10 protein-coding genes are annotated in these 12,764 nt (G+C 43.2%); 5 read left to right on the top strand and 5 right to left on the bottom strand.

Features of this window, described 5'->3' with window-relative positions; all coding sequences use genetic code 11:
* Positions 1-49 precede the first annotated feature (49 nt).
* The 5 genes from NBH14_RS13475 to rfbA all read right to left on the bottom strand — a co-directional run bounded on the left by NBH14_RS13475 (position 50) and on the right by rfbA (position 5,907).
* Complete coding sequence (locus NBH14_RS13475; RefSeq protein WP_186959651.1) at positions 50-1,447, bottom strand: undecaprenyl-phosphate glucose phosphotransferase; 1,398 nt, start codon at positions 1,445-1,447, stop codon at positions 50-52.
* Positions 1,448-1,547: 100 nt separating this feature from the next.
* The gene (locus NBH14_RS13470; RefSeq protein ID WP_186959652.1) at positions 1,548-2,684 is read right to left on the bottom strand and encodes an OmpA family protein; all 1,137 of its coding nucleotides are present in this window, start codon (positions 2,682-2,684) and stop codon (positions 1,548-1,550) included.
* Positions 2,685-2,796: 112 nt separating this feature from the next.
* Positions 2,797-3,948: a GDP-mannose 4,6-dehydratase gene (gene gmd / locus NBH14_RS13465; RefSeq protein WP_128133457.1), complete on the bottom strand. Its 1,152-nt coding sequence runs from the start codon at positions 3,946-3,948 to the stop codon at positions 2,797-2,799.
* A 13-nt stretch (positions 3,949-3,961) separates the two neighbouring features.
* Complete coding sequence (locus NBH14_RS13460) at positions 3,962-5,035, bottom strand: GDP-L-fucose synthase family protein (protein WP_186959653.1); 1,074 nt, start codon at positions 5,033-5,035, stop codon at positions 3,962-3,964.
* Positions 5,032-5,907 (bottom strand): glucose-1-phosphate thymidylyltransferase RfbA, encoded by an 876-nt coding sequence (rfbA, locus tag NBH14_RS13455; RefSeq protein WP_186959654.1) that lies wholly within the window; start codon positions 5,905-5,907, stop codon positions 5,032-5,034. The genes NBH14_RS13460 and rfbA overlap by 4 nt, the downstream gene beginning before the upstream one ends.
* Positions 5,908-6,070: 163 nt before the next feature.
* On the opposite strand from rfbA, the gene NBH14_RS13450 reads away from it, so the two are divergent.
* The 5 genes from NBH14_RS13450 (at position 6,071) to yihA (ending at position 12,650) form a co-directional block, all read left to right on the top strand.
* Positions 6,071-6,649 (top strand): HdeD family acid-resistance protein, encoded by a 579-nt coding sequence (locus tag NBH14_RS13450; RefSeq protein ID WP_128133459.1) that lies wholly within the window; start codon positions 6,071-6,073, stop codon positions 6,647-6,649.
* 240 nt (positions 6,650-6,889) lie between these two features.
* Positions 6,890-8,887, top strand: a complete 1,998-nt coding sequence (locus tag NBH14_RS13445; RefSeq protein WP_186959655.1) for an OPT family oligopeptide transporter — start codon at positions 6,890-6,892, stop codon at positions 8,885-8,887.
* Positions 8,888-8,895: 8 nt separating this feature from the next.
* Positions 8,896-10,209 (top strand): SpoIID/LytB domain-containing protein, encoded by a 1,314-nt coding sequence (locus NBH14_RS13440; RefSeq protein WP_186959656.1) that lies wholly within the window; start codon positions 8,896-8,898, stop codon positions 10,207-10,209.
* 373 nt (positions 10,210-10,582) lie between these two features.
* Positions 10,583-12,043, top strand: coding sequence for a sodium:solute symporter (locus NBH14_RS13435; RefSeq protein WP_186959657.1), 1,461 nt, complete (start codon positions 10,583-10,585; stop codon positions 12,041-12,043).
* A gap of 4 nt (positions 12,044-12,047) precedes the next feature.
* Positions 12,048-12,650 carry a ribosome biogenesis GTP-binding protein YihA/YsxC gene (gene yihA, locus NBH14_RS13430; protein ID WP_186959658.1) on the top strand — a complete coding sequence of 201 codons (603 nt, stop codon included), beginning with the start codon at positions 12,048-12,050 and terminating at the stop codon, positions 12,648-12,650.
* The last annotated feature ends 114 nt before the right edge of the window (positions 12,651-12,764 follow it).

The raw sequence follows: 12,764 nt of genomic DNA, 5'->3' as shown, positions 1-12,764 counted from the left end.
ATATGCATTTGTATTACACAAATACACAAAAAGTGTGCAATTTATAAGTTTAATAGGCATTCTTTTCACCTTTAGACATGTTCAGAATCGTCACCACGATAATCTTCAGGTCCAGGAAGAACGACCAGTTCTCGATGTACCATACATCCCGTTTCACACGTCCTTCCATCTGTTCGAGCGTCTTGGTTTCTCCCCGATAACCGGTTACCTGCGCCCATCCCGTCACTCCGGGTTTTACCAGATGGCGCACCATATATTTATCGATAAGAGCCGAATATTGCTCAGTGTGTTTCAACATATGAGGACGAGGGCCCACTACCGACATCTCCCCTCTTAATACATTGATAAATTGAGGGAACTCATCCAGATTCGTACGCCGAAGAAAATCTCCGATACGGGTTTTACGCGGATCATCTTTCGCTGCCTGCAATTTATCAGCATCTGCATTGACCCGCATTGTCCGGAATTTATAACACTCAAATTCCTGCCCGTACAAACCGGTACGCTTTTGCTTGAAAAAAATGGGACCCGGAGATGTTGCTTTTATCAATATTCCTATAACAATATAAAGTATCGGATAAATGGTCAGTAAAACACCCAAAGAAAAAAGAATATCAAAAGTTCTCTTTAATGCCCGGTTGTAAGCAGCCTGCAAAGGTTCACGGCGAACTGCCAATAATGGAATAGACTCCATTATTTCCATAACAAGACTCTTCTTTATATTCCTGTAAAACTCCGGAACAATATAGAAACGGATCATATGCTTTTCAGCAAAATTCATTATCCGCAATATTTTCTCGTCCTGCGTTCCAGGCAAAGTACAATAGATTTCGTCTATATCATTAGCTAATACATACTTCTCCACTTCATGCGTCATACCCAGGTAATTCGGCAACACACTTTGCAAAGACAGATTATCATCAAAAAACCCCATGATACTAAATCCATAGGAAAGATCATCCTTCATAACCCGATACAATTCCATACCGTTCTTACCTGCTCCTACAATAATAATTCTTTTAAAATTATGTCCTTTTCTACGGTACATCTTTAGTGTAACGCGAACAAACACTCTCCAAAGAGCAAAAATTATAACCGTTACAGCATAATAAACCAGCAGAAATGTAGCCAGGGCATCCCCTATATTCAGAAAGATAAGACAAGTAGCAAACAGAAAGACAAATATAGAAACCAACGCAAAGGCACGCTGTACAATCTTGTCAATAAAAACAACAGCCACATGCAATTGCATGGGAACAAAATAAAGGGCAAAGAAATAACAGAAATTCAATAAGAGAACAACCTCTCTCAAGCTATAGGATATAGCTTTTGTATAAAATTCCCCCAATCCATAATAGACAGCGAAGAACAATAGATTTAATACAACTAAATCTCCCATTCCTATCAGCCACTGGATAAGGTAACCATGTTTTTTGTCGAATTCCATAACTGTGTTCTAAAATTCCACAAAAGTAATGAATATTCTGTGCAAAAAAAAGGCCGCACAATAGAATGTGCAGCCTTTTTCAGATATAATTAAAAATAAATTAATTATTAGCAGACATGATAACAACACGGTTCCAGTTGTTTTCGCTGTACGGCTGTTCGTCAGAACCTCTCCATTCGATAGTAATCTGGTTAGAGTTGATACCGTATTTGTCGATCAATTCTTTAGCAACGGCTTTAGCACGTTTTTCAGAAAGACCCATGTTGTATTTAGAAGTACCTGTGTTCTTATCAGCATAACCGATAACCTTGATAGGAGCATTGTTGGACTTCATGAATTCAGCAGTGTTGTAAATACTGATCTGCTGGTTCTTATCGATTTTAGAACTATTCAGACGGAAGTATACTACATTGTCAACATAGTTGTTTACAACATTAGTTACAACTTCTTCGCATTCAGGACAAGATTCCGGACGTTTGCTCAGTTCATCGTTAGCAGCACGCAAAGAGTTGATCTGATTGTTCAGGTCGTTCAACAAAGCGTAATCCATCGGTTCCAATACTTCAAAATCAGTTTTACCCAGTTTGAATGTCAAACCAGCGCTCAGCTGAGCGATACCGTCTGTCAGGTGGAACATGTTAACACGGTTGAACTGTTCGTTCAGCAAAGAACCCTGAACTTCCACGTTCAAATCAACACGTTTGCTCAAACGGAAAGCTGTAAGGATACCAGCATTCAATGTAGGAGATTCTGTTCTAGCATATCCCTGATTTTCGAAACGCTGTGCATAACCGAAACCGACCCAAGGAATCAAACGGAATACTCTTTTTTCATTATAAACTCCCCAGAAATTGGTAACATCCCATAACAAGTCTACATGAGCAGCTGCATATTTGTTGTGCTGCATGATCTCTGCGTTGTCACCTACAAATCCGTGAAGGATACCGCCGTTCAACTGAGTACGGAAAGCCAAATACGGATTGAACCACTTACCAAATGAGAACTGAGGTGCAAAATTCAGACGGTTACCAAAATCTGCTTTATTATTCTGGTCACCCAATAACATACTTGCACCACCGGCAACAGAAATAAACCAATTATCGCCAGCTTTGTTTTTCTTGAAATTTGTCTTATAACCTTTTTCAGTACTAAAACCAACTTGTGGTTTAAATTCCTGTGCTGACACAGAGAAAACAAAACCTGACAATAAAGCTAAAAGTAATACTTTAGTCTTCATATTCATCAACTTTTTAATTAAACAATCAATTACCTTAAATAACGCTCAAATTTAGAGCAAAATTAACTCTTTTTTTAACTAAAACAAAATAAATCTATGTTTTGTTCTTAATTTATTCAAAATAATTCAGAATCTTATATCCACCTTCTTTCAGGTAGGACTCTTTTTTCATCAGCTTAATATCATTCTGCATCATATCCTGAATAAGAGCATCGAGGGTGTATTTCGGCTCCCAACCCAAACGGGTACGGGCCTTCGTAGCATCCCCGATAAGTAAGTCAACCTCGGTCGGACGGAAGTACTGAGGGTCAATACCAACCACCTCTTCACCTATCCGTTCTTTAAACTTTTCGAGATAAGCCTCACCTACTTTCTCTATAAACATTTTTTCGTCAATATAGTTTAATACTGCGACCTCATTAACATTTTCGCCTTTAAAAATGACTTCTACTCCTATTTCTTTAAATGCTTTACTGATAAAATCACGAATAGTCGTCGTTATCCCGGTAGCAATAACATAATCAGAGGGTTCATCCTGCTGAAGAATTGCATACATGGCACGGACATAATCCTTAGCATGTCCCCAGTCACGTTTGGAAGATAAATTTCCCATATAAACTTTTTCCTGCATACCCAAAGCAATACGCGAAACGGCACGAGTTACTTTACGGGTAACAAAAGTTTCTCCGCGAAGCGGCGATTCATGATTAAACAGAATACCGTTGGAAGCATGCATTTTATAGGCTTCACGATAGTTTACCGTAATCCAATAACCATATAATTTAGCAACAGCATACGGGCTTCGGGGATAAAAAGGTGTCGTTTCCTTTTGAGGCACTTCCTGAACCAATCCATATAATTCGGATGTAGAAGCCTGGTAAATACGGGTTTTAGGGATCAGGTTCAGCAGACGCACCGCTTCAAGGATACGCAACACACCCAGACCATCGGCATTCGCCGTATATTCAGGAGTATCGAAACTTACTTTCACATGGCTCATAGCTGCCAGGTTATATATTTCGTCAGGCTGCACTTCACCGATGATACGGGTAAGGTTCAGGCTGTCGGTCAGGTCGCCATAATGAAGGATCAGGTTCCGATTCTCCACATGAGGGTCCTGATAAAGATGATCGATACGGTCTGTGTTGAACATGGATGAACGACGTTTGATGCCATGCACCGTATATCCTTTTTTTACAAGATATTCTGCCAGATAAGCGCCATCCTGTCCTGTGATACCTGTTATTAAAGCTACTTTACTCATTTATACGAATTTATTATTGTTTGTCTAAATACCAGTTGTATAAAAGTTCCACACCTTCGGCAACCTCTATTTTATGATGCCATCCCAAAGCGTGCAGCTTACTTACATCTGTCAGTTTGCGTAATGTCCCATCGGGTTTGGAAGCATCAAAAGCCAGTTCGCCATCGAAACCGATCTTTTCCTGAATCAGCGTAGCAACTTCTTTTATAGATAACTCTTTTCCCGTACCTATATTTATATGTGTGTTGCGCACTTCATTTCCCTCCGGACGCACATTCGGGAAATCGATGTGTTCCATAATATAAACAGAAGCATCTGCCATTTCTTCACTCCAAAGGAATTCACGGAGTGGTTTTCCGGTTCCCCACAGCTGCACTTTTCCCGGATAAATACCGTATTTAGCTAAAATAGCCAGGATGTCATTATCCGTTGCATTCCCGGTCACTCCTTCTACAGGACGTGCATTCAAATCTTTGCGCAAAGCCTCCCAATTATCGGTATGAAGGCATTTGCCCAGATGAATCTTACGGATCATCGCCGGAAGCACATGCGAAGTCTCCAGATTGAAATTATCGTTCGGCCCATACAAATTAGTGGGCATCACTGCGATATAGTTCGTTCCGTATTGCAGGTTATAACTTTCACACATCTTTATACCGGCAATCTTTGCGATGGCATAGGGTTCATTAGTATATTCCAACGGAGAAGTGAGCAGGCAATCTTCGGGCATCGGCTGCGGCGCTTCGCCCGGATAAATACAGGTGCTGCCTAAAAACAGTAATTTCTTTACATTATTAATATAGGAAGCATGGATCACATTATTCTGGATCATCAGATTTATGTAAATGAAATCCGCACGATACCGGCTGTTTGCCATAATACCGCCAACATGGGCAGCAGCTAAAAAGACATACTCCGGTTTTTCCGTCGCAAAGAATTCATTTACCGCACACTGATTGGTCAAGTCCAGTTCTGTATGGGTACGCAAAACAAAGTTTGTGTATCCTTTCTGCTGCAAGTTCTTCAGGATAGCAGAACCGACCAGGCCACGATGACCGGCTACAAATATTTTACTGTCTTTATTCATTCCTTTATCAACTTCAATAAATATTGGCCGTACTGGTTCTTTATCATCGGAGTAGCTGCTTCTTTCAGTTTCTCGTCATCGATCCAACCTTTCCTGTAAGCGATTTCTTCCAGACAAGCCACTTTCAGTCCCTGTCGTTTTTCAATCACCTCCACAAATGTAGAAGCCTCCGAAAGCGAATCGTGCGTACCGGTATCGAGCCAGGCAAAACCGCGTCCTAATAACTGAACTTTCAACTCTCCGTCTTTCAGGAACTCCTGGTTTACGGTTGTGATCTCCAGTTCTCCGCGTGCCGACGGCTTGATTTGTTTTGCCACTTCGACCACTTTATTCGGATAAAAATAGAGTCCGACAACAGCGTAATTCGACTTGGGGTTCTTCGGCTTTTCTTCAATGCTCAGCACGTTTCCGTCCTTGTCAAATTCAGCAACGCCATAGCGTTCCGGATCGTTTACGTAGTAACCGAAGACGGTTGCTTTTTGTTCGTTCTCCACATTGTTAACGGCCTCTTTTAACATAGCCGTAAAGCTCTGTCCGTAAAAGATATTGTCGCCTAACACAAGGCAAACCGAATCATTACCAATGAATTTATCCCCTATGATAAAAGCCTGTGCCAAACCATCGGGCGAAGGTTGTTCGGCATATTCAAAATGCACGCCATAATCCGAACCGTCTCCCAGCAACCGCCGGAACCCGGGTAAGTCCTGCGGGGTAGAAATGATCAGGATCTCCCTTATCCCGGCAAGCATCAATACAGACACAGGATAATAGATCATCGGTTTATCATAAATAGGCAACAATTGCTTGGATACTCCTTTGGTTATTGGATACAAACGGGTTCCGGAACCTCCGGCCAGTACAATTCCTTTCATAAAACAGACTTTTAATTTTACTTAATACGGGGCAAATGTATATAAAATATTTCATTTTGAAGGCATGGAGGAAATACAATCGGCACCCTTAATTTACTTAATCGTGAAACCTTTCTTTCTTACGGTTTGTTACAGTAGAAATAATTTTTAAAGGTAACTTGATATGAATACATTTGACGAAAGAATCAGTTCCGCTGTAAAGAACTGGTGGGTTTCACTTTTACTGGGATTATTATATATCCTGATCGCAATATGCCTGATGTTCACACCGATGGCAAGTTATGTGGCTTTAAGCCTTCTATTCAGCGTCGCCATGTTCGTAAGCGGTACGCTCGAAATCCTTTTTGCCGTGTCGAACCGGAAGCACATTTCGAGCTGGGGTTGGTATCTGGCAGGCGGTATTATCGACCTGATACTGGGTATTTACCTCATGGCCAGTCCGGGACTGAGCATGACCGTACTGCCGTTTATCCTGGCGTTCTGGCTAATGTTCAGAGGCTTCTCTTCCACAGGCTATGCCATGGACCTGAAACGGTTCGGAACCGGAAACTGGGGTTGGTATATGGCCTTCGGTATCCTGGCAATCATCTGTAGCATCGCTATCATCTGGCAACCGGGATTGGGCGTATTCACCCTTGTTTATATGATTGCTTATGCACTTCTTATCATCGGTATCTTCCGTGTAATGCTTTCTTTCGAACTAAGAAGCCTGCACAAAAGAGCGACAACTCCGCTACAGTAAAGTTTTTTCCCCACTCGAATGGGACTTTTCCCCCACATGCATGGGTATTATTCCCCACACATATGGGGCGTTTTCCCCACCTATGTCAAAAAGGTGGGGATTTTGTTTCACTAAATATCCCTGTCTGTCATTCTTCCAGCCTTAATCATTTGTTCAATAAAAAAAATAACGTAGTTTTGTAACGCTATAGATACAGAAAAACACATTTGGGATTAAATCTAACTAAAAATAATACTCACAGTGAAAAAGGAAGATGAAGAAAAGGTAAGCGGGCTACCCGAAAATGCCTACAGAGAACTCAAAGAAGGAGAAGTATTTAACCCGATTATGTCACCTCAAAAACAATACAGGGAAGTAACTCCCTGGTCTGTATTCTGGGGACTTGTCATGGCTGTCATATTCAGCGCGGCTGCCGCCTATCTGGGATTGAAGGTCGGACAGGTGTTTGAAGCAGCTATCCCGATTGCCATCATTGCCGTCGGACTGTCGAGCGGTTTCAAACGAAAAAATGCATTGGGAGAAAATGTAATTATCCAATCTATCGGAGCCTGTAGCGGTGTAATCGTAGCCGGGGCGATTTTTACTCTTCCTGCCCTGTATATCCTTCAGGACAAATATCCGGAAATTACCATCAACTTTTTTGAAGTATTCATGAGTTCGCTGCTGGGCGGCATACTCGGCATTCTTCTGTTAATCCCGTTCCGGAAGTATTTCGTTTCGGATATGCATGGCAAATATCCGTTCCCGGAAGCAACGGCAACCACCCAAGTGCTTGTTTCGGGCGAGAAAGGCGGAAGCCAGGCGAAACCGCTTATTCTGGCGGGTTTGATCGGAGGTTTATACGATTTTATTATTGCCACTTTCGGTTGGTGGAGCGAAACTGTCAGCACGCGCATTGTCGGAGTTGGTGAAATGCTGGCCGACAAAGCGAAAGTCGTGCTGAAAGTTAATACAGGTGCCGCTGTACTGGGACTCGGTTATATCATCGGATTGAAATATTCCATGATTATCTGTGCCGGTTCATTCCTTGTCTGGTTGGTCATCATCCCGCTGATGTCTGCCATCTTCGGTGCAGACGTATTGACATTCGGTAATGACGCTATTACCGCAACAGTCGGAAGCATGAGTGCCGAACAAATCTTTACGACCTATGCCCGCCATATCGGTATCGGTGGTATCGCAACGGCCGGAGTTATCGGTATTATCAATTCATGGGGAATTATCCGCGGGGCCGTCGGACTGGCAGCTAAAGAACTGAAAGGGAAAAATACGGAAGCAGACACAGCCACAGTACGCACACAAAAAGACTTATCGATGAAGATTATCTCAATCGGTATTTTTGCTACGCTGATTGTTACTTATCTGTTCTTCCATTTCGGAGTATTGGATAACTGGTATTATGCCTTAATCGGGTTGTTGATTGTCGGGATTATTGCCTTCCTGTTCACGACTGTTGCCGCAAATGCCATTGCTATTGTAGGAACAAATCCGGTGTCGGGTATGACGCTGATGACATTAATCTTATCGTCCATCATTCTGGTGGCTGCCGGACTGAAAGGAACGGCCGGTATGGTTTCGGCCCTGATTATCGGAGGTGTTGTCTGTACGGCACTTTCCATGGCAGGCGGTTTCATTACCGACTTGAAGATAGGTTACTGGCTGGGAAGTACGCCTGCTAAACAGCAGACATGGAAATTTCTCGGCACCTTAGTCTCTGCTGCAACAGTTGGCGGTGTAATCCTTATCCTGAACCAGACGTACGGATTTACGACCGGGCAGCTGGCCGCACCGCAGGCTAATGCAATGGCAGCCGTTATCGAACCGCTGATGAGCGGTTCGGGAGCACCCTGGGTGCTGTATGGCATCGGTGCCGTACTGGCTATCGTTCTGAACTTCTGTAAAATTCCGGCACTGGCATTCGCACTGGGTATGTTTATCCCGATGGAACTGAACACTCCGCTGCTGATCGGTGGAGCCATCAGCTGGTATGTAGGAAGCCGCAGCAAAGACCAGGCATTGAATACGGCCCGTTTGGAAAAAGGAACATTACTTGCATCCGGTTTCATCGCAGGTGGTGCCTTGATGGGAGTTATCAGCGCAGCTTTACGTTTCGGTGGCATCAACCTGCTGAATGAAAAATGGTTGGAAGGAAACTTTGCCGAACCGCTGGCTGTTGTAATGTATATTGCATTGATGGCTTATCTGGCGATAAGTTCATTGAGCGCGAAAAAAGAATAAAATAAAGAATGGATGCACCGTTAGTTAATGTTGGAATTATGACAGGGAAGGCTCTCTCTTTCGTATTCAATGGAGAATATATCCATACGGAGAGCAGTTCCTTCCTGACGGGAGAACAACGCGCATTGTTTGTAAACGGAAATATCGTCTATAACGGCAAGCTCTACAAGGAACTTTTCTTTGAACCGGCTTCGCCCCAATCATCGTTCGACCTGAAAGCTGTGACAATCGGAGTAGACTTCCACTGGCAACGCCAGGAAGACCAACGCTTCAAAGGAGCACTGAACCTGGTGGCAACAAATGACGGGATTGTTGTAATCAACAGTATTGACGTTGAAGAATATCTGACAAGCGTGATTTCGTCTGAAATGAGTGCCACAGCATCAAAAGAGTTGCTGAAGGCACACGCCGTAATCTCCCGCAGCTGGCTATTGGCGCAGATAGAAAAGAATTTCCGCCTGGGTAACGCTTCGGAAAAATATGAGAGTTGCCATCGCGACAATAACCAATTAATCCGTTGGTACGACCGCGAAGATCATACCATGTTCGATGTGTGTGCCGACGACCATTGCCAGCGTTACCAAGGCATTACCCGTGCTTCTACCGCAATCGTACAGGAAGCGGTCCACGAAACCCGCGGCGAGATACTGACCGATGGCGAATCCATCTGCGACGCACGTTTCTCTAAATGTTGCGGAGGCGTGACCGAACAGTTCGAACACTGTTGGGAGCCGGTACCCCACTCCTATCTGACGGTTGTACGGGACAGTAAAGAGACTTCTTATCCCGACCTGACCGACCCGATTGAAGCGGAAATGTGGATACGTAATTCTCCTAACGCATTTTGCAACACAACAAATAAAAAGATACTCAGCCAGGTCTTGAACAACTATGATCAGGAAACGATAAATTTCTATCGCTGGAAAGTGTCTTACACTCAAGAAGAACTGTCCGAACTGATTCATCGCAAAAGCGGCATCGACTTTGGCGAAATACAAGACCTGATTCCATTGAAAAGAGGAACTTCCGGACGTATCGAAGAGTTACAGATTGTGGGAACCCGCCGTATTTATACTATCGGCAAGGAACTGGAGATACGGCGCACTTTATCGGAAACCCATCTGTACAGTTCCGCCTTTGTGGTAGACAAAGAAGATATACGCGTTCGTATTCCCCAACGTTTCGTACTGACGGGTGCCGGCTGGGGGCATGGCGTAGGACTTTGCCAGATCGGTGCAGCCGTCATGGGCGAAAAAGGATATTCTTATACAAAAATACTGGAACATTATTTCCGGGGAGCATTTATAGAGAAAAGGTATTAATCTAAAAAGGTCGCTAATCTCACGATAGCGGCCTTTTTTTGTGTTTACCTATCTTTCCGGTTCCTAGTGGAATCCGGTTGTCTTCACTCTCACGAGCTCTAACTGATTACAAAGGAATAAAGAATAAATCAAGAAGACAAACAAAATAGATTAATAAGGATATTTTACCCACAAAAAGGGGAAAAACACCGATAAAATTCATTAGACCTAACCTGACATACGGTTCACAAACGCCCTTATTTTCCCTCTAACGTCCCGCCAGAAAGAAGAAGAAGTTTACATGATATTACATTTTAGCAAATTGTTGTTATCTTTGTATCCGAACGTTCGACAGGGACCAAATACCCTGCTCTACTTAATTAAATACTGGTGAATGAATAGCTATATCATCCTCTCTATAATTGCAATTTACTTTGGCATACTGTTGTTGATTGCCTGGATAACAGGCAGGAAAAGTACAAGTAATGATGCTTTCTTTCTGGGAAACCGTAAATCTCCGTGGTATATCGTTTCTATCGGGATGATTGGGACATCGCTTTCCGGTGTCACCTTCGTTTCAGTTCCGGGGATGGTCCGCAGCATAGACATGACTTATATGCAAACGGTTTTCGGATTCTTTTTCGGATATATACTGATTGCCAAAGTGCTGTTACCGCTTTACTATAAATTGAAACTGACTTCTATCTACTCCTATCTGGGTGATCGGATTGGAAAGCGAAGTTATAAAACCGGCGCTTCTTTCTTCCTGCTTTCAAAGATTGTCGGGGCAGCGGCACGGCTTTATCTGGTTGTCCTGATTTTACAGCATTACGTCTTCAGTACCTGGAATATTCCTTTTTGGGTAACTGTTATCATCAGTATTTTTCTGGTTTGGCTATATACCTACCGGAGTGGAATCAAGACTATTATCTGGACGGACACGCTTCAGGCACTTTGCCTGGTTGCCATGCTGGTCGTCATCATCTGGAAGGTGAAAGATGCCATGGACCTGGATATGGGAGGCATGGTACAGACCCTGACCGAGAATCCCCATTTTCGTATCTTTGAATTCAACGACTGGCACAGCACACAACATTTCGTGAAACAGTTTTTCAGCGGCATCTTTATCACCATCGTCATGACCGGACTCGACCAGGATATGATGCAGAAGAACTTGTCCTGCAAAAGCCTGAAAGATGCACAGAAGAATATGTACACCTATGGTTTTGCTTTCACGCCGGTAAATTTCCTGTTCCTGGCATTAGGTGTATTATTGCTGAGCCTGGCATCTCAAAAGAATATCGAACTGCCGGCCTTAAACGATGATATTCTGCCAATGTTCTGCACTTCCGGAATCTTGGGGCATTCTATTCTAATTTTCTTTACAATCGGTATTATTGCAGCCGCTTTTAGTAGTGCCGATTCGGCATTAACGGCTTTGACCACCTCTTTTTGCGTCGATATTCTGGGAGTTGAAAAGGAGGAAGCGAACAAGGCTAAACGCACCCGATTGATGGTTCATTTACTTATCTCTGCTCTGTTTGCCATAATAATCCTTATCTTTAAGGCCGTAAACAGCCGCAGTGTGATTGATGCAATCTATATGATTGCTTCTTATACCTACGGTCCTTTGCTGGGATTATTTGTCTTCGGCCTGTTCACCAAAAAACAACCGCGTGACAAATATGTTCCTTATATATGTATTCTCTCGCCGCTAATCTGTTTCGCAACGGATTACCTGGTGAAACAACATACAGGCTATGCCTTCGGTTACGAAATGCTGATGCTCAACGGAGCCATCACATTCTTCGGGCTATGGGCGGCCTCTGTCAAACACAAAACAATAAAAGTTTAAGAATATGGAAATCAAAAGTGCAGAATTTGTTATCAGTAACACAGACGTAAAGAAATGCCCCGCAGGAAACTTTCCGGAGTATGCCTTTATCGGGCGAAGCAATGTTGGCAAATCCTCCCTTATCAATATGCTGACAGGCAAAAAAGGTCTGGCAATGACTTCTCAGAAGCCGGGAAAGACATTGCTTATCAATCATTTTATTATCAATAACAACTGGTTTTTGGTCGACCTACCCGGATATGGGTTTGCTCAACGGGGAAAAGAAGGAAGACAGAATATCCAGCGGATTATCGAAGATTATATCCTGGAACGTGAACAGCTAACTAATCTATTCGTCTTAATCGACTGCCGCCATGAAGCACAGAAAATCGACCTGGAGTTTATGGAGTGGCTGGGTGAGAACGGTGTTCCTTTCTCCATCATCTTCACTAAGATAGATAAGATCAGCAAAGGCCGTCTACAAGAAAATCTGAAAGCCTATCAGGAAAAACTACTGGAAAGTTGGGAAGAGTTGCCCCCTATCCTATTATCCTCTTCCGAGAAAAAAGACGGGCGGGAAGAAATACTTGATTATATCGATACAATAAATAAAAGTTTAAAAGGGTAGCATTATCCGGGAGCGACATGGTGTCGGTTGTACGGAATCGCCACAATTATACCAGAGCGGACACAATCATCCGCTCTGCAAGGTCGCGCTTCACCAAGTATAGTTGCCGTGCAA

It is taken from the genome of Parabacteroides caecihominis (genome assembly GCF_023656785.1).
In the GTDB taxonomy this organism is placed as follows: domain Bacteria; phylum Bacteroidota; class Bacteroidia; order Bacteroidales; family Tannerellaceae; genus Parabacteroides; species Parabacteroides segnis.
Note: the sequence above shows the minus strand (reverse complement) of the source record. Positions and strands in the feature narration are given on the sequence as shown.

Excerpts from the sequence above, each read along its gene's own strand:
- NBH14_RS13475 (WP_186959651.1), bottom strand. The coding sequence starts at position 1,447 with ATGGAATTCGACAAAAAACATGGTTACCTTATCCAGTGGCTGATAGGA.
- NBH14_RS13470 (WP_186959652.1), bottom strand. The coding sequence starts at position 2,684 with ATGAAGACTAAAGTATTACTTTTAGCTTTATTGTCAGGTTTTGTTTTC.
- gmd (WP_128133457.1), bottom strand. The coding sequence starts at position 3,948 with ATGAGTAAAGTAGCTTTAATAACAGGTATCACAGGACAGGATGGCGCT.
- NBH14_RS13460 (WP_186959653.1), bottom strand. The coding sequence starts at position 5,035 with ATGAATAAAGACAGTAAAATATTTGTAGCCGGTCATCGTGGCCTGGTC.
- rfbA (WP_186959654.1), bottom strand. The coding sequence starts at position 5,907 with ATGAAAGGAATTGTACTGGCCGGAGGTTCCGGAACCCGTTTGTATCCA.
- NBH14_RS13450 (WP_128133459.1), top strand. The coding sequence starts at position 6,071 with ATGAATACATTTGACGAAAGAATCAGTTCCGCTGTAAAGAACTGGTGG.
- NBH14_RS13440 (WP_186959656.1), top strand. The coding sequence starts at position 8,896 with ATGGATGCACCGTTAGTTAATGTTGGAATTATGACAGGGAAGGCTCTC.
- NBH14_RS13435 (WP_186959657.1), top strand. The coding sequence starts at position 10,583 with ATGAATAGCTATATCATCCTCTCTATAATTGCAATTTACTTTGGCATA.
- yihA (WP_186959658.1), top strand. The coding sequence starts at position 12,048 with ATGGAAATCAAAAGTGCAGAATTTGTTATCAGTAACACAGACGTAAAG.